16 protein-coding genes are annotated in these 16,540 nt (G+C 55.1%); 4 read left to right on the top strand and 12 right to left on the bottom strand.

The window, feature by feature from the left end; genetic code table 11:
- Nucleotides 1-34: 34 nt before the first annotated feature.
- Nucleotides 35-838, bottom strand: coding sequence for an outer membrane protein (locus ACFQ14_RS11390; protein WP_377212853.1), 804 nt, complete (start codon nucleotides 836-838; stop codon nucleotides 35-37).
- A 310-nt stretch (nucleotides 839-1,148) separates the two neighbouring features.
- On the opposite strand from ACFQ14_RS11390, the gene ACFQ14_RS11385 reads away from it, so the two are divergent.
- The gene (locus ACFQ14_RS11385; protein ID WP_377212852.1) at nucleotides 1,149-2,633 is read left to right on the top strand and encodes a sensor histidine kinase; all 1,485 of its coding nucleotides are present in this window, start codon (nucleotides 1,149-1,151) and stop codon (nucleotides 2,631-2,633) included.
- A gap of 165 nt (nucleotides 2,634-2,798) precedes the next feature.
- The gene (locus ACFQ14_RS11380) at nucleotides 2,799-3,302 is read left to right on the top strand and encodes a hypothetical protein (protein ID WP_377212851.1); all 504 of its coding nucleotides are present in this window, start codon (nucleotides 2,799-2,801) and stop codon (nucleotides 3,300-3,302) included.
- Nucleotides 3,303-3,386: 84 nt separating this feature from the next.
- Here ACFQ14_RS11380 and ccoS read toward each other — a convergent pair whose 3' ends face one another.
- The 8 genes from ccoS to ccoN are packed head-to-tail and all read right to left on the bottom strand — an operon-like array spanning nucleotide 3,387 to nucleotide 11,415.
- The gene (gene ccoS, locus ACFQ14_RS11375; protein ID WP_377212850.1) at nucleotides 3,387-3,536 is read right to left on the bottom strand and encodes a cbb3-type cytochrome oxidase assembly protein CcoS; all 150 of its coding nucleotides are present in this window, start codon (nucleotides 3,534-3,536) and stop codon (nucleotides 3,387-3,389) included.
- Nucleotides 3,533-5,857 carry a heavy metal translocating P-type ATPase gene (locus ACFQ14_RS11370; protein WP_377212849.1) on the bottom strand — a complete coding sequence of 775 codons (2,325 nt, stop codon included), beginning with the start codon at nucleotides 5,855-5,857 and terminating at the stop codon, nucleotides 3,533-3,535. Before ACFQ14_RS11370 ends, ccoS begins: the two co-directional genes overlap by 4 nt.
- Nucleotides 5,854-6,363: a FixH family protein gene (locus ACFQ14_RS11365; protein ID WP_377212848.1), complete on the bottom strand. Its 510-nt coding sequence runs from the start codon at nucleotides 6,361-6,363 to the stop codon at nucleotides 5,854-5,856. The genes ACFQ14_RS11370 and ACFQ14_RS11365 overlap by 4 nt, the downstream gene beginning before the upstream one ends.
- Nucleotides 6,360-7,973, bottom strand: coding sequence for a cytochrome c oxidase accessory protein CcoG (ccoG, locus tag ACFQ14_RS11360; RefSeq protein ID WP_377212847.1), 1,614 nt, complete (start codon nucleotides 7,971-7,973; stop codon nucleotides 6,360-6,362). Before ccoG ends, ACFQ14_RS11365 begins: the two co-directional genes overlap by 4 nt.
- A 12-nt stretch (nucleotides 7,974-7,985) precedes the next feature.
- Complete coding sequence (gene ccoP, locus ACFQ14_RS11355) at nucleotides 7,986-8,876, bottom strand: cytochrome-c oxidase, cbb3-type subunit III (protein ID WP_377212846.1); 891 nt, start codon at nucleotides 8,874-8,876, stop codon at nucleotides 7,986-7,988.
- The gene (locus ACFQ14_RS11350) at nucleotides 8,869-9,030 is read right to left on the bottom strand and encodes a cbb3-type cytochrome oxidase subunit 3 (RefSeq protein WP_377212845.1); all 162 of its coding nucleotides are present in this window, start codon (nucleotides 9,028-9,030) and stop codon (nucleotides 8,869-8,871) included. Before ACFQ14_RS11350 ends, ccoP begins: the two co-directional genes overlap by 8 nt.
- A gap of 11 nt (nucleotides 9,031-9,041) precedes the next feature.
- On the bottom strand, nucleotides 9,042-9,773 hold the full coding sequence (gene ccoO / locus ACFQ14_RS11345) for a cytochrome-c oxidase, cbb3-type subunit II (RefSeq protein ID WP_377212844.1): 732 nt from the start codon (nucleotides 9,771-9,773) through the stop codon (nucleotides 9,042-9,044).
- A gap of 13 nt (nucleotides 9,774-9,786) precedes the next feature.
- Nucleotides 9,787-11,415 carry a cytochrome-c oxidase, cbb3-type subunit I gene (ccoN, locus tag ACFQ14_RS11340; protein ID WP_377212843.1) on the bottom strand — a complete coding sequence of 543 codons (1,629 nt, stop codon included), beginning with the start codon at nucleotides 11,413-11,415 and terminating at the stop codon, nucleotides 9,787-9,789.
- Nucleotides 11,416-11,631: 216 nt separating this feature from the next.
- Here ccoN and ACFQ14_RS11335 point away from each other — a divergent pair, with 216 nt between their 5' ends.
- Both ACFQ14_RS11335 and hemN read left to right on the top strand, forming a co-directional pair.
- Nucleotides 11,632-12,192 carry a hemerythrin domain-containing protein gene (locus tag ACFQ14_RS11335; protein ID WP_377212842.1) on the top strand — a complete coding sequence of 187 codons (561 nt, stop codon included), beginning with the start codon at nucleotides 11,632-11,634 and terminating at the stop codon, nucleotides 12,190-12,192.
- Complete coding sequence (hemN, locus tag ACFQ14_RS11330) at nucleotides 12,189-13,544, top strand: oxygen-independent coproporphyrinogen III oxidase (RefSeq protein ID WP_377212841.1); 1,356 nt, start codon at nucleotides 12,189-12,191, stop codon at nucleotides 13,542-13,544. The genes ACFQ14_RS11335 and hemN overlap by 4 nt, the downstream gene beginning before the upstream one ends.
- A 7-nt stretch (nucleotides 13,545-13,551) precedes the next feature.
- Here the strand turns inward: hemN and ACFQ14_RS11325 are convergent, their stop codons facing one another.
- The 3 genes from ACFQ14_RS11325 to ACFQ14_RS11315 form a co-directional block, all read right to left on the bottom strand.
- Nucleotides 13,552-14,298 (bottom strand): Crp/Fnr family transcriptional regulator, encoded by a 747-nt coding sequence (locus ACFQ14_RS11325; RefSeq protein WP_377212840.1) that lies wholly within the window; start codon nucleotides 14,296-14,298, stop codon nucleotides 13,552-13,554.
- A gap of 123 nt (nucleotides 14,299-14,421) precedes the next feature.
- Nucleotides 14,422-14,703, bottom strand: coding sequence for a DUF6455 family protein (locus ACFQ14_RS11320; RefSeq protein ID WP_377212839.1), 282 nt, complete (start codon nucleotides 14,701-14,703; stop codon nucleotides 14,422-14,424).
- Between the two features lie 65 nt (nucleotides 14,704-14,768).
- Nucleotides 14,769-16,154 carry a dipeptidase gene (locus ACFQ14_RS11315; protein WP_377212838.1) on the bottom strand — a complete coding sequence of 462 codons (1,386 nt, stop codon included), beginning with the start codon at nucleotides 16,152-16,154 and terminating at the stop codon, nucleotides 14,769-14,771.
- Nucleotides 16,155-16,540: the final 386 nt, after the last annotated feature.

Below are 16,540 nucleotides of genomic sequence, written 5' to 3'. Positions count from 1 at the left end.
GCGGCATCATTAAATTCCTGAAAGCCGGGTTTGCTTAGAAAGCGTAGGCTAGGCCGAAGCGTGCCAGCATCAGCTTGTTGTCAAACGTGTAGTTGATTTCCTGACCGGGGAAGTTGGTCGGATCAACGGCGTTGACTGTAACATCACCCAAATCGACATGCTGGAGTTCCAACGAGAAGCGCCAATTATCCGTGATCTGGTGCTCCACACCGATGCCGAGCACGAGGCCCGTCAAACGATTTTTCTCAGCCCAGTTCGGCGAAGTATAGGCAAGTTCCGGGATCTCAAGGTCAAAGCGGTTTTCGACTTCCGCGGTTGCAACACCGGCTGTGCCATAGATCATTGTACGGTCAAACGCATAACCCATACGCAGGCGTGCAGTCGCCAAGTAATCAACCTTGGTCATATAAGCCGTGTTGGTGTTCACGCCCGTAAATGGTGGGTTTGGGTTGGGATCAACCCGCGCGAAGGTGTTCGTGACGTCAATATTGGAGAACGTCAGATCACCCGCGACGCCCAAGACAACGTTGCCAATTTGATAGTCATAGCCAGCGTCAATGCCGCCGGCAAAAGAATTGTTATCAGCAGAGATGAGGTCCGGGAAAAGCCCGTTATAGACATCAAGGTTGATAAGATCGCCAGCCGTATCGCCCAAATTGGCGTCGGCGGATGTGTGCGTGATACCGGCATGGATACCAAGCCGAAGGCCGGTCCATCTGATAGGTTGCACTTCTGCTTCATACTGCGGTGCTGGCTCGTACTGCGTCTCGTGAACCATGTCGGCAGATATGGCTGGCGTCGTCATGAGCAAGACTGAAATTAACGACTTTTTAAACATGTGGCCCAGTTCCCTGTCCCTAATACTGTGAGGCGGAACCGACAGACCAAAAGGCGCCGCACAGCTCGTTCCCGTGGACCCAAGAAACACCGAAATGGCTAACGAACCTTTAATTGAGAATGGGTTGGGGCGAAAAAAGTTAATCATACCCGCAGCATCCAACGTTTACGGATCGGCAATGCCTTTGATCTAAAGTGAGTTCATCAATGCGTGCGGAAAGTTTCGTTTGATCGAAAAGACCCGCACCGACGGCCCAACCGTTCGTTGCATATATAAGAGCACCGACGGCCAAGGGGAGATGGGGAACCTTATGAGCAACGTCACCACAGCCACAAGAAGCGGTGTCTTCCAGTCTATTGCGAGCGCCTACCAGCGTTTGATCGATTTCTTCGTGCCAGCATCCATCAAGGGTGATCGGCAGGAAGAAAATCAGGCCAGGATGTTCCTGATTTCGCACACAATGGGTCCGGTTCTTGGCAATACTGTGCCTTTGGCGTTGTTCCTCTTTGATCCCACACCCGGCATTGACATGCTTGTGCTGGCGCTTTCGATCACCTCGTTTTGGCTGTTTCCGCCTCTGCTACGTTGGGGTGTGTCTTACAAAAAACTGGTTCTGACTTCCGTTGTGAACTTGAACTTCTGCATTTTATGGAGCTGCTATTTCTACGGCGGCGTGGCGTCGCCCACGCTGCCTTGGCTTCTGATCATTCCAATCCTGTCGCTGTTCTATATTGGAGGTGAGCGGCGCTTGCAGCCGCATCTGTTTGGTATTTCTGGCGGGTGTTTCATCACATTTGTGGCGTTTTACACTCTGACGACGCCGCCAATAAACGATATACCGCTGGTTGCAGCGCAGGGTCTTGGCCTCATCTCCACCATCGCTGCTCTGTGCTACGTGGCTACGATGGCGATCTATTATTCGCGCATCTTTGATGCCGGTATCGAGATGGAGAACGAAGTAAAGCGCCGGATGCAGGCAACGGACGAGCTTCGCCAAGCGGTTGCCTATGCTGATCGCGTTTCTTCAATGAAATCCGAATTTCTCGCTCGAATGAGCCACGAACTGCGCACACCGTTGAATGCCGTCCTTGGCTATAGCGAATTGTTGCGTGAAGACGCGGACGAATCGGGCGACGATTTCATGCGCCGTGACGTGGACCGGATTCACGATGCAGCCACTTATCTGATCCGCATGATCAACATGATCCTCGATCTGTCGAAGATTGAAGCGGGCCGTATGGGCTTTGACTTCAAATCGCAGAAACTGAGCGATACGATTCAAAACTCGGTGGACGCAAAGACCGCGCTGATTGAGAAAAACAACAACCGCGTCGAATATCACCTTGGTGACATTGATGCTGTGATCGACGAAGGCCGCTTGCAACAGGTGCTGGAATCAGTTGTCGAAAACGCAGCCAAGCACACCGAAAATGGCATTATTACACTTGCCTCCCGCACGTTCACCTATGCCAATGGCAAAACAATGATCCAGATTGACGTTCGCGATACAGGCTGCGGCATTAGAGCGGAAGACATGGCGACAGTGTTCGAGACTTTCTCAGCTTCGCGTGAGGCCTCCGATGGACGCTATGGTGGCACGGGCTTGTCGCTCACAGTCGCACGCAAGATGTGTCAGGCTATGGGCGGCTCCATCAACGTTCAAAGTCAGGCAGGTGTGGGAAGCACGTTCATTATCACGCTGCCGCTCAAGGGGCACGTGGATATGTCTCAACCCGACACAGAAGGCGACGTGCTGCCGGAAGACAATGTTGCGGGCCGCGCCAGCGCTGCTTGAAGGCAACAATGCAAAGGCGGCGTGGATCGTTAAATACGTCGCCTTTCGATCAACCCTTGCTTAACCACCAATTCAGAAGAGCCCTTTGAGGGGCCAAGTCTTATCGCCGCTTTAACCAGAGCCGTCCAAAATTGGCGTTCTAGAGTTAAGGATGGGAAACCTGTCATGACGATACAGACAGCTACATTGGATACGCGCGAAACGGTTGGCTTCAAAGCCTCGCACCGCTTAGTGCAATTGGGCCTCACCGCCGCAGCACTTGCAGGACTTGCAGCGGTAGCCCCTTCAGGCATCACCACATTTGTTGGCGGCGCAGTGCTTTCAGCCGGCCTCGCGGGCTGGAGCGTTGTTCGCGTGATCCGCGCTGACCGTTTGGGCCTATCAAACAGACCTTCCATTGTTGAAATGGCTGCAGGTGCCCTGCTCGTCGCTTCGATGATTTGGCTGGCGCATGTGCTTACTGTCGGCCTCTTTGCCGGCGGTCTTGCTTCCACTATCGCACTGTTAAGTGCATTGGCTGTTATCGCAGTGATTGAGACGGTTGATTCAGCTTTGGCCTGCTATGTGATCAAGCGGTTTGCGGCAACCGGCGCAATTGGCGCGGAAGTTGCGGTGATGCTCAACATGCAACAGAAATATGCCATATCGCTAGACGGCACAGATAGATAATCAAACCGACCCACGGGTCGCAAACAAAAGGCCGCTTCGGTAATCCCGAGGCGGCCTTTTGGTTTGCTCGATTGATCAGCATGCCTAGTCAGGCTGGTCATCTTTTTCCAAAATGCGCTCCGCCGCACCTGCCATGTCTTCATATTGGCCGCTGCGAAGCGACCATATGAAAGCTGCCAACCCGACTGCTCCTAAGCCAAGGGCAACGGGGATAAGGATCAGAACCTGGTTCATGACACTGCCTGCTTTGGTGAGAGGCCTACGGAATTGGAAGGTGGCACAGGAGCCACTTCGCTGCCAGCCTCAGCCGTCATCGCGCCCGCCACCCAGTTGAGACGCATAGAATTCGCGACCACGACAATAGAAGATGCTGACATCGCAATCGCAGCAATCAGGGGCGTGACGTGGCCTGCCATTGCGAGTGGCACGGAGATGCAGTTGTAGGCCAGCGCGATGCCGAAATTTTGCTGGATCAGGCGGCGCGTTTTCAAAGAAACCGTGTGAGCGAATGGAACGGCAGAGAGATCTTTGCGCAAGAACACGAAATCCGATGCCAGACGCCCAATCTCGGACGCCGATGCCGGTGCCATGGATACGTGAGCCGCGGCAAGGGATGGCGCATCGTTGAGACCATCGCCCAGCATCAAGACCTTGTTGCCCCTGCTTGAAAGACCAGCCAGATGGTCCAACTTGCCCTTCGGGGTTAGCTGCGCCTGATAGTCGGGAATGCCGAGTTGTGCAGCGACCGGCGCGACATTGGCGGCGCGGTCACCTGACAGAATTTCTACACTCAAATTGTGGGCCTTCAGCGCATCGACAGTTTCGCGTGCGCCAGAACGGATTTTGTCCGTCAGATAGAACAGTGCGGGTGCTTCACCTTCGATGCAAAACGCGCTGGTTGCTGTCTCATCAATGCTATCACCTTGGGAAATTTCAACGACCCATTCCGGACGACCCAAACGCACCGTCTTGCCATCGATATGCGCTTGCAAGCCAAAGCCCGCGATCTCTTCTATATCGTCAAGCTCCACAGTCTGCTGATCGCTAAAGTGCACACAAAGCGCGTTGGCGACAGGATGACTGGAGCGGGCGGCGAGTGCAGCAATGATCTTTCCATCGTTCTTGGTGACGTCGGTAGCCTTGGTCAAACACGGCGTGCCGAGCGTCAGCGTGCCGGTCTTGTCGAAGGCCACACGATCGATTTCCGCCATGCGCTCAAAGGCGGACCCGTCGCGCATGAAAATGCCCTCTTTGAGCAAGCGGCCAGCGCCAATGACGTGAACCACGGGGACCGCCAGGCCCAACGCGCATGGGCATGTGATGATGAGAACGGCAATGGCGCAGTAGAGCGAAGCCTTCCAATCGCCGCCTGTCGCAACCAACCAGCCAACAAATGTAACCAATGCGAGCAGGTGGACTGCGGGGGCGTAAATGGTCGCCATGCGTTCGGCAACGCGAACATAACGGCCTCTGCCATTTTGTGCAGCTTCCATCATCTGCATCATTTCAGCGAGGAACGAATTGGAGGCATCGCTGGTGGCGATGATATCAATCGGGCGGGTAAGGTTCAGGACACCGGCCTCAATAGTTTCACCAACGCTTGCCAAACAGCCATCGCTTTCTCCGGTCACGAGCGACCGGTCGATGTCGGTTGCACCTTCAACGATTGTGCCGTCTACGGGAAAGCGCTCTCCGGGCATAATGCGCAGGCGCTGACCCGGTTGCAGGGCTGATTGCGGCAGATAGCTCAGCTCACCGTCGTTGCCGACGACGACCCCGCCTCGAGCGGTAAGCTTGGCCAGACTCTCCACTGAGCCACGGGCGCGCTCACGCATCATATGGTCAAGATATCGGCCAATGAGCAGGAAGAAGAGCAGCATTACGCAAGCGTCGAAATAGGCTTCCTGGCCATCGCCAAGACTTTCATAAAGACCCATCAAAAGGGCCAACAGGACGGCGAGCGAAATCGGCACGTCCATGTTCAAACGACCGGCAGACAGGGCTTTCAGGGCAGACGAAAAGAACGGACGACCGGCATAAGCCACGGCCGGCACGGCAATCATGCCGGAAATGAGATGGAATAGCTTGGCCGTCTCCGCATCGGCGCCGGACCATACAGAGACGGAAAGCAGCATGATGTTGGCAGAGGCAAAGCCCGCTACAGCGAGCGACATCAGCAATTGACGGCCTTTGGCCGAGACGGTGTCATTCTCCGGTTCGTCGCCAGAATATAGCGTGTGATCGAAGCCCAAACCATCAAGTGTTTGATCCAGCGCCAACGCGTCGCCCCGGTCGGGGTTCCAAACGATACTCACACGGCGGTTGGAGAGATTTGCGCGGGCTTGTTCGACTTGCGGCAGCTTGGCGAGGCTCTTCTCGATTTTCGAGATACAAGCGACGCAGTGCATTTCGGGTACAATGAAATCGGTTTGCAGCAAGCCGTTGCCAAGTGAGCGAGCGGCAAGACGGATCTCCTCGCTGGCGAGATGCGCTTGGGCTGTGCGGTGTTCGCCAGTGCCTTGGTCAGACGTGAGGGGAACGCTGCAGCAGGTCATTTTATGCGACCGGAGAATTTATGGTTTGTGGTCAGGCCAGCATCGCGGCGATAGGGCTTGCCATCAATTGTTCCCGTGACCTGCACGAACCATTCACCCGATGCCAGATTGACGTCGACTGCGTATTGCCCCTGCCCAACTGGCACCAAATCAACTGTTTGATCCTGTTGTTCAAAGGCCGGTCGCCCAAAGGTAACACGTGCCGCATTCAGCATCAGTGGTTCACCCTCTTTGCCTGTGAGCGAAACCGACAGACGCCCATCTTGATAAGCCAGTTGCGATTTCCAGCCGGCAACCTGCTGTGCACGTGCCGCAGCCAATTCGGCATTGAAGGTTTGGCTGGCGACATAGGAATTTTTGACAATCAAGCCGGTCCAAGTGCTGGAAGCGAGTGTCGCCATAAAAACATTGACGACAATAATGACACCAAAGAAAGCGATGAACATGGATAGAACGTGCCAGCCCTTAAGGCGGAAACCATTGTCGTTTTCCATCTGAACACTCATTTTGAAACCTCCGCTGGCGCTTCGAAATTGGCGCCGGTGCTTGTCGTTTCCGCACCGCGCAGGGCGGTTACTTTGAAGCGGAACGGTGTCTTCTCAGCCGAAAGATTTTCCCTCGGTACGATGACGAAAATTCTAGTCGCTCGTAGTTTGTCCGCATTGACCTCGATCAACAATGATTCCGTCGCTTTGTTCTGCGATCCAGCAGTTTTCATGGTCGCACCTTCCAAGCCCTCAGTCTGCACCCAGAACTGGCGGGTTTCGCCGCGCATGTTGAGAATTTTGACCTCATAGCCGTTGCGGATTGAACCGTCGCTTAGTTGCACAAAAAGCGGATTGCGGTCGTGCAGCACGTTGACATCCAACGTTTCGCGCATTGCTAGAACGGTGAGCAGTGCAGCACCAATCAAGGCATAAATCGCTAGGTAAATATAGGTGCGCAGGGTCATTACCGAGCGCCAAGTTGTGTGCTTTACCTGATCGACCAGTTCGCCCGCTTTGGTGCGGACGTTGAACGGTTTGACCTGATTGTAAACGCGGTTCGACGTAACCTCTCCAACGTCACCAGAAACGCCCGCCAACCGCATATTGCCCATGTAGGTGTCGAGCGTGCTGTAGGCGATCAGGCCTTTTTCAAGGCCGAGTTTTTCCATCACGTTATCGCAGGCATCAATGCACAGGGCGCAAGTGATGCACTCCATCTGCTGGCCATCGCGAATGTCGATACCTTGGGGACAGACAGCAACGCAGGCGTTGCAATCGACACAATCACCAACAGGCTTGCCCTCTTTGCGCAGGCGCATTGCGCCCTTCGCACGGCCTTCGCCCCGCCATGCGTTGTAGGTAACGGTGAGCGAATTTTCGTCTAGCATTGCCGCCTGAATACGCGGCCATGGGCACATATAAGTGCATACCTGTTCGCGCATGAAACCACCGAATACATAAGTGGTGGCTGTAAGGATCGCGATGGTAATATAGGCTTCGGGGATCGCTTGGCCGGTTACAAGGTTCCAAAGCAGGGTTGGAGCATCGGCAAAATAGAAGACCCACGCGCCACCTGTAAGAACAGCAATCACCAGCCAGACGGCATGTTTGCCCGTTCGTTTGGCGAGCTTTGAGCCAGACATCGGTGCGCTGTCGAGCTTAATGCGCGCATTGCGGTCGCCTTCGAAGAAGCGCTCCACCACTAGAAACAGATCAACCCATACCGTTTGCGGGCACGCATAGCCGCACCACGCGCGACCCAGCGTTGAGGTTACGAGAAACAGCGCGATACCGGCCATGACCAGCATTCCGGCCACGTAAAAAAATTCATGCGGCCAGATTTCGATGAAGAAGAAATAGAAGCGCCTGTTGGCAAGATCGACCAGAACCGCCTGATCGGGTGCGCCAGGACCGCGATCCCAGCGCAACCAAGGCGTCAGATAATAGATGCCAAGTGTGACGCCCATAATCCACCATTTGAACGTGCGGAAGAAACCCGTCGTTGCTTTCGGGTGGATCTTTTTGCGGGCCTCGTAGAGCGCCTGATTTTGCTTGGAATTGACCGCCTCCGCGTCAAAGGTTTCGACGTCAGTTTTTATGGCGGTCTTTTCCGGTGCGATCTGGTCCATCAGGTTTTTATACTACTCTTCTTTGTCGGCTTCGCCGCCGCCCAGAGAGTGAACGTAGATGGCCAACTGCTTGATGTTGGCGTCACCTAAACGAGCGATCCACGGCGGCATGGCACCCTGTTGTGGGTTCCATATTTGCGCGCGAAGGCTTTCACGATCACTGCCGTAAAGTGCAATTGCGTCTGTCAAATTTGGCGCACCCAGATCGCGGATGCCTTTGCCGTTTTCGCCGTGGCAAGCGCTGCACTGTTCGGCAAAGGTCGCTTGGCCTTGGCCAGCCAACGCGGCATCGTGTTCCTTGCCGGAGATTTGCAGCACGTATTCGGCCACCGCGTTGACCTCTTCACGCGAGAGCAGCTCATCCTTGCCATAGGCAGGCATGGCCGATTGGCGCGCATCGTCGTCTTCGTCATTGCGGACGCCGTGGGCGATTGTGATATAGATCGCTTCCAGATCACCACCCCAAAGCCAGTCATCATCAGACAGGTTCGGATAGCCCTCGCCACCCTGCGCAGCAGCGCCGTGGCACTGGGAACAATTCACCTTGTAGAGCGACGAGCCGCCAGCGGTTGCGAAACGCACAAGCTCTTCGTTCTTGGCTACTTCCGTGATGTCTTGCTCAGCCAACAGCGCAACCTTATCGCGCCGGGCTAAATCTGCCGCGTCCATCTCGACCTTGAGATTGCCCCGAGCAGTGACGCCTGAAATGCCCATAGTTGAGCCTTCAATAAGCGGGATCGCCGGATAGTAGACCATATAGCCAACAGACCAGATGATCGTGGCGTAGAAGGTCCACAACCACCAACGCGGTAGCGGGTTGTTCAGTTCTTTGATGCCATCCCATTCGTGGCCGGTCGTCTCTACGCCGGTGGGTTGGTCAATGTCTTTTTCTTGGTCAGACATTTGGCTCATCCTTATCAAACGGGATCTGTGAAACCTTCTTGGCGATCTCTTTCGAGCCGGGGCGGAAGGTGAAGAAGATGACGCCCAGGAACAGCGCAAACAGGTAGAGAAGTCCCCAGGAGTCCGCGAAGATGCGGAAGATTTCGTAGTCCATTCGGGTTCTCCTTAACGCAGGTTTTCGTTCTGCTCGTAGGCCTTGCGGTCCACGAGAGTGCCGAGCATTTGCAGGTAAGCGACAAGCGCATCCATTTCCGTGAGCTGGCCGGGCTGGCCGTCAAAGTCGCGGATGCGGATGTTGCTGTAGCGGCTTTCCAACCCGTCAGTATCGGCCTCCGGGTCGGCTTGCGCCTGCATGTCGAGAACGGCGTTCTCGATCATTTCGGCGTTGTAAGGCACACCAACCATCGCGTTGGCCTGTAGATGAGCACCGAAGTTTTCGGTGTTCAGCGGCGTATTAGCGAGGAACGAGTACGGCGGCATGATCGACTCTGGCACCACGCTGCGCGGGTCTTTCAAGTGCTGCACGTGCCACTCGTCCGAATAGCGCCCACCAACACGGGCCAGGTCTGGCCCAGTGCGTTTGGAGCCCCACTGGAAGGGGTGGTCGTACATGCTTTCAGCCGCCAGCGAATATGCGCCGTAGCGTTCCACTTCGTCGCGGAACGGGCGGATCATCTGCGAGTGGCAAAGATAGCAGCCCTCACGGATGTAGACGTTGCGTCCCGCCAGTTCGAGCGGGGTGTAAGGGCGCATGCCCTCAACCTTCTCGATCGTGTTCTTGACGTAGAACAGTGGTGCGATTTCCACGATGCCACCCACCAGCACCGCCAGAAGCGAGCCAACGAAAAGCAGCGAGAGGTTGCGTTCAAGTTTCTTGTGTTTGTCGAGGAAAGACATTGCTCAACCCCTCCTATTCGGCTGGCGCGGTGGCGGGCTGGGAATAAGCGCCACCAATGGGCGCCTCTTCCCGGATGTCGCCACGGATCGTGCGCCAGATGTTGTAAGCCATGACCAGACCGCCTGCGAGATAAAGCAAGCCGCCAAAGGTGCGCATGACGTATTCAGGGTGAATGGCCGAAACGGTTTCGATGAAGGAGTTCACGAGGAAGCCCTGGTCATCGTATTCGCGCCACATCAGACCTTGCGTGATACCGGCAACCCACATCACAGCGGCGTAGACAACGATGCCGATTGTGGCGAGCCACAGATGCCAGTTGACCAGTCGCATAGAATAAAGCTGCGAACGGCCCCACAATTTGGGCACCAGATAATAGAGCGAGGCGAATGTGACCATACCGTTCCAACCCAGCGCACCAGAGTGGACGTGACCAATGGTCCAGTCGGTGTAGTGCGACAGCGAGTTGACCGCCTTGATGGACATCATCGGACCTTCGAAGGTCGACATGCCGTAGAAGGCGAGCGCGATGACGAACATGCGCAGGATAGGGTCCGTGCGGAGTTTGTCCCAAGCGCCTTGCAGCGTCATCAGGCCGTTGATCATGCCACCCCATGAGGGCATCCACAGCATGATAGAGAACACCATGCCCAGCGTCTGTGCCCAATCGGGCAGCGCCGTGTAGTGGAGGTGGTGCGGACCAGCCCAGATATACAGGAAGATCAGCGCCCAGAAGTGAATGATCGACAGGCGATAGGAAAAGATCGGCCGGTCGGCCTGTTTCGGCACGAAGTAATACATCATGCCCAGAAAGCCAGCGGTGAGAAAGAAGCCAACGGCGTTGTGACCATACCACCACTGGGTCAGCGCATCCTGCACACCCGCGAAGGCAGAATAAGATTTTACGCCGAGCAGGGAGACCGGGATCGAAGCGTTGTTGACCAAATGCAACATCGCAACGGTGATGATGAACGATAGGTAAAACCAGTTGGCCACATAAATGTGAGGCTCTTTACGCCGCACAATCGTGCCCATGAAAACGATGAGATAAGCAACCCAAACAACCGTCAGCCAGATATCAACATACCATTCCGGCTCAGCGTATTCTTTCGACTGGGTGATGCCGAGCAGGTAGCCGGTAGCAGCCATCACGATAAAGAGCTGATAACCCCAGAAGACGAACCAAGCGAGGTTTCCGCCGAAGAGTCGCGCTTTACAGGTGCGCTGAACGACGTAAAAGCTGGTGCACAAGAGCGCATTGCCGCCAAAGGCGAAGATAACCGCCGATGTATGCAGCGGGCGCAGCCGTCCGAAGTTGAACCATGGTTCGATGTTCAAAATTGGCCAGGCAAGCTGGGCTGCAATAAGCACACCAACCAAAAAGCCTGTAATGCCCCAGAACAAAGTAGCGATGACGCCGTAGCGCACCACATCGTCCATGTAGCCAGATGTGTCTTTCGGCGGCAGCGTTTGGCCTGCTGGCACAAATTCCACACGACGGATCAGGATGATCGTCGTGATGGACAGAACTGCCACCAATATCCATGCATGCGCGCGGAACAGATCGTCCTGTGCGAAGGCTGCGCCAAGCAGCGCTACAAGGGTAGCTAACCCCAGCGCGATGGCTTCCGTTGCGTTTCTCATGAATGTCTCCCTTCAGACATGCTCTTTGAAAATGACAAGAGCGGAGATCTCGCGGGAGCTAATTTAAGTGAGGTCAAAGGCAGATGGTCCGGCTCCCCTTGGACCACCTGCTTGCCTTCAAATAAGCGATAATGAGATTTTCGTTCGTTGATCTCGATCAAGGACGCAGACGTTTTTGATGGGCAAAGTCATCGGCAATTCTAGGAGGAGCTCGCCATGACGACCCCGCATACAAACATCACCAACGGTGCATCTGTTCACGCCGCAGCAATGGCGCTGTGCGAAACGCCTTGCACCACAAAATGCAATTGCCGAAGCCATCCCGAATGCGCTGGAGAAATCAAACGATTGATGAACGATCACCATCAGCGTCAACTTTCTCTATGCTCCGAACTTGAATCGATTGCCGACGGTCTGCCCGATCATGCTGATACGCAGCACATGCTGGTTGTTTCGCGCAGCCTCTACAGCACTGTGAAAGCTGCCCATGACTTTGAAGAGAAGCGGGTCTTCCCATTCCTGCAAGCGATGGGCCTTGAAGATGAAGCAATGGCCCAAAGCCTTGAACGGCTGCGCTTTGAACATTGGGAAGACGAGAGCTTTGCGGAAGAATTGTCTGATGGTTTGCGCCGTCAGGTGATGCAGGGTGACGAACACTCCAGCGAAACGCTTTCCTATATGTTGCGAGGCTTCTTCGAGGGCATCCGCCGCCACATCGCTTTCGAGGTTGAGCACGTTCTGCCCATCATGATGAATTCGCAAAAGGCGTCCCAATGATCGACCCTAAAGCGATACTTGATAAACACCCCGGCTCCGTGCCGCGGTATACCAGTTACCCGACCGCTCCACACTTTCAGCCCGATCAAGGGCCGCAGATGATGGGTGCGTTGATCGACGGGCTTTCCTCCCGCCAGCCGATCTCGCTGTACGCCCATATTCCCTTCTGTGACCGGCTTTGCTGGTTTTGTGGTTGCCACACCAAGCACACGAAACAGTACGCACCCGTTTCGACCTATGTGGGTTTCCTCGCCCGCGAGATGGCGCTTGTGGCGGAGCGGTCGGGTAAGTCCATTCCGGTCAGCCAGGTCCATTTCGGCGGTGGCTCACCCAGCATGTTGCGCAGCCAGGACGCGATTCGATTGGGCTATGCCCTGCGCGACAATTTTCTGCTGACTGATAAAACTGAGATTTCCGTTGAGATCGACCCATCGGACGTATCTGGCGACACGTTAGCCGGACTGAACGAACTGGGCATTACCCGCGCCAGCCTGGGCGTGCAGGACTTTGACCCCAAGGTGCAAAAGGCTATCAACCGTCCCCAGACCTTTGAACAGACCGAAACGGTGATCCGCTCGCTTCGCGATGTGGGGGTCGGTTCGCTGAACATCGATGTGCTTTACGGCCTGCCGTATCAGACCATCGCCACGATGAGCGACACGATCAACAAAGTGATTGAGCTTGATCCAGACCGCATTGCGTTGTTTGGCTATGCCCATGTGCCGTGGATGAAAAAGCATCAACAGATGATACCAACCGAAGCGCTGCCGGACACCCAAGAGCGGTTTCGCCAAGCGCGCCACGCAGAAGAATTGCTGAAAGAAGCAGGTTATGTAGCCATCGGCATCGACCATTTTGCCAAGCCAAATGACGCGATGGCTAAGGCGGCTGCCAGCGGTCGCCTGCGCCGCAACTTCCAAGGCTATACCACGGATGAATGTTCTACCCTTCTCGGCCTTGGTGGATCGTCGATCTCGCGCTTTGACGGCGGGTATATCCAAAATGTCTTGCCGACTGCTCAGTATCAACAAGCGATTTCGGAAGGCCGCTTGCCCGCCAATAAAGGCATGGCGCTTTCCACCGACGATCTCATCCGCGGCTTCATTATTGAGCGGCTGATGTGTGATTTCGAATTGCGGTTTGGAGATTTGGAGCGCCGCTTTGGCGGTTTGGCCGGGCCGTATCTGGCCGAGGCTAAATTGTTAGCGAAATCCGACAATGATGGATTATGCGGAATGGTCGGCGACACTTTCGTTATTCCAGAAAATGCACGTCCTTTCGCACGCATCGTTGCTTCTTGGTTCGACGCCTATATGGCCGAAACAAAGCACCGCTACTCGGTGGCCGTCTAAACGAAAACTATCGCGAAAGATCCTGCGACGTCGCGCTGTGCAGGCGGTGCAGATCCGCTACGAACACAGTGCGGCGATCCACGACATCAATCACGCCACGCTTGCGCAGCTTGGTGATATTGCGGCTGACCGTCTCGATCGTGAGCCCTAGAAAATCCGCGATGTCTCCGCGCTTCATGGGCAGATCGATGGTGATATCCGTCGTGCCATTCTGGCCTTCTGGGTCCACGTGTGTGGCGATGAGATAGAGGAAGCTGGCAACTTTTTCTTCGGCATTTTTCCGACCCAGCGTGAGCATCCACTCGCGTGCCTCGTCCAGTTCTCTCAAAGTCTGGCGATGCAAACGTTGCTCAAGCTCAGGCTCCTCTTCCATCAAACCTTCCAGGGTTTCACGCGGGAAAGAGCAAACGCGCACGTCGGTCGCAGCTTCCACGGTGATGCCATCAGCATTAGCGAAAGGACGGCCCACGAAGTCAGGAGCGAACTGCAGACCAACGATCTGTTGGCGACCATCGGCCATCAATTTTGAAAGTTTAACCACGCCGCTCATAATGTTGGCATAGCGTTCTGCCGAACGACCGCCCGTTGTCAGCTCGGCCGCATGGCTTATGGCGTGGCGCTTAGTGTGCTTGCTCAGTCTCATCAACTGCTCGCCATTCAGCGCACCGCACACGCCGCGATGGCGCACTTCACAGGCCTGACAAACTACCGGGACTTCTGAATTGTGTATGTCTTTGCGCTGGCTATTGTTCATATCTGTGCCGTCCTATTCTCGGTAACGACACTCCCTTGCCGTCAAGCAAAGATTACACATTGAAATGTCACTTGTGAAGTTAGGTTGACACCATTTCATCCAGACACATTAACGCTCTGACTTCTATGCAGTTTCCGCCATTATTTCGAAACGGGCGGCGTTTGGACAGAATTCCGGGGCGGCTCCCTTGCCCCGGTTTTCAGCCTGCCATTTCTGGCAGGTGTCCCCGCTTTTGCACGACAAACATGTTGTCATGGCGCGGCGAAGCGCAATTTCAACCATTCGTGATGTGCCCAATCGTTTAAGCGCATCAGTGCGGTTGGCCATCTTGGAGAGCATGTCGAGACGTTTGCTGAACGGTTTGAAGACCACGGGACGAAGCCCTCCATTGATTTGATGAACCATCAATAGGTCAGTCGCAATGTCCTATCTTTGATTCAGATCAACAAATTGCAACTTTCAAACCCTCTCTAGCCATCAGCCAAAGCCTGCAAAATGCGCACCCATGAACGGGTGCCTTTGTGGTAGCTGGCAAGCTCATATTTCTCGTTGGGCGAATGGATGTTGTCCTCTGCCAAGCCGAAGCCGACGAGAAGCGAGTCCATTCCCAGTTCGCGCTTGAAATTGCCAACAATCGGGATCGACCCTCCCATCGCGATCAGCGCGGCAGGCTTGCCCCACTCTTCGGTCAACGCGGTTGAAGCCTGCTTTAGCGCAGGCAGCGCATAGTCCAATTGGGTGGCCTTCGAGCGCCCGTGGGGAATGTATTCTACAGAACAATCGTCTGGCAGATGCGTTTCGACGTGTTTGTGGAAGGCTGCGATGACTTTGTGCGGGTCTTGTTCGCCTACCAGCCGGAAAGATACTTTGGCCGAAGCGATGGCCGGAATGACGGTCTTAAAGCCTTTGCCCGTATAACCACCGATAACGCCGTTCACTTCTGCCGTGGGACGCGACCAGATGTGTTCCAGAGCCGAATAGCCCACTTCACCTGCGGTCTTCTTCAAGCCTACATCGCCCAGAAATTCTGTTTCGGAAAAGCCTAATTCGTCCCACATGGCGCGAATATCATCCGGCACTGGAGCAACGCCTTCATAGAAGCCGTCCAACGTGACCCGGCCCTTATCGTTGTGAAGAGCCGACAGGATGGACGAAAGAATGTGAATCGGGTTTTGGGCAGCGCCGCCATAATAGCCGGAATGAAGATCGCGCGATGGACCGTGAACCACGATTTCTTCGCTTGCCATACCACGAAGTGCGGTTGCGATTGCTGGAGTTGATGCGTCCCACATGTTCGTGTCGCAAACCAAAGCGAGGTCGGCTTTCAACTCTTCTCCATGTGCCGCCAGGAAAGGCAGCAGACTGGGGGAGCCGGATTCCTCTTCGCCTTCGAACAATATAGTCACCTTGCACGGCAACGCGCCTGTCGCTTCCTTCCAAGAGCGGCAAGCTTCCACGAAGGTCATCAACTGGCCTTTATCATCGGACGTTCCGCGCCCACGCAGACGTTTAGCACCGTTGACCTCGATAATATCTGGTTGGAACGGATGGGTGTCCCAAAGATCAAGCGGGTCCACCGGCTGAACGTCATAATGACCGTAGAAGAGCACATGCGGCGCCCCGTCCGGCCCATCATGGTGGGCAACCACCATCGGATGACCCTCGGTGTGGTGCAGGCTGGCATCAAAACCCAAGTCATTGAGCGTATCCACCAGCCATTGCCCGGCCTTTTCGCACTCTCCTGCATAGGCGGGATCGGTGGAAATGCTCTCGATGCGCAACAGATCAAACAGGCGCTCGATCGACGCATCGAGATTGCTGTCGACCGTGCTGAGAACCGTTTCGATATCACTCATATTTCATCTCTCCCGATGGCTTTTATTCTCCAGCCATAAGCCGAAACCAACCAGACGCCAAGCGGGCAAAAAAGAGCCTCGAAAGCCGATACTCGCGGCTTTCGAGGCTCAGGACGCTTTGCAAACTGGCCTCAGGAGAGGGGAAAAGGGGCCAGTTTGTCTGCATTCGGGTTCTTGGGGGGATCACAACCACGAACGCGGCCGATGCGTCATCGGCGTGATGACAAAATGATTGCCAAAATTGGCCTTTTCAAGACGCGAAAGTGACCATTTTGGACACGCTTGCGTGAGCCTTGCGTGACGAGAAACAGCTGTTTTCTATGCTGCTCAACCCTTGCATTGAAGCGGCGGCTTGGCCATCGTTCGGGTCGTGTTGTTATCCATGC

It is taken from the genome of Pseudahrensia aquimaris (genome assembly GCF_042676045.1).
GTDB classification, from domain to species: Bacteria; Pseudomonadota; Alphaproteobacteria; order Rhizobiales; family Rhizobiaceae; genus Pseudahrensia; species Pseudahrensia aquimaris.
Note: the sequence above shows the minus strand (reverse complement) of the source record. Positions and strands in the feature narration are given on the sequence as shown.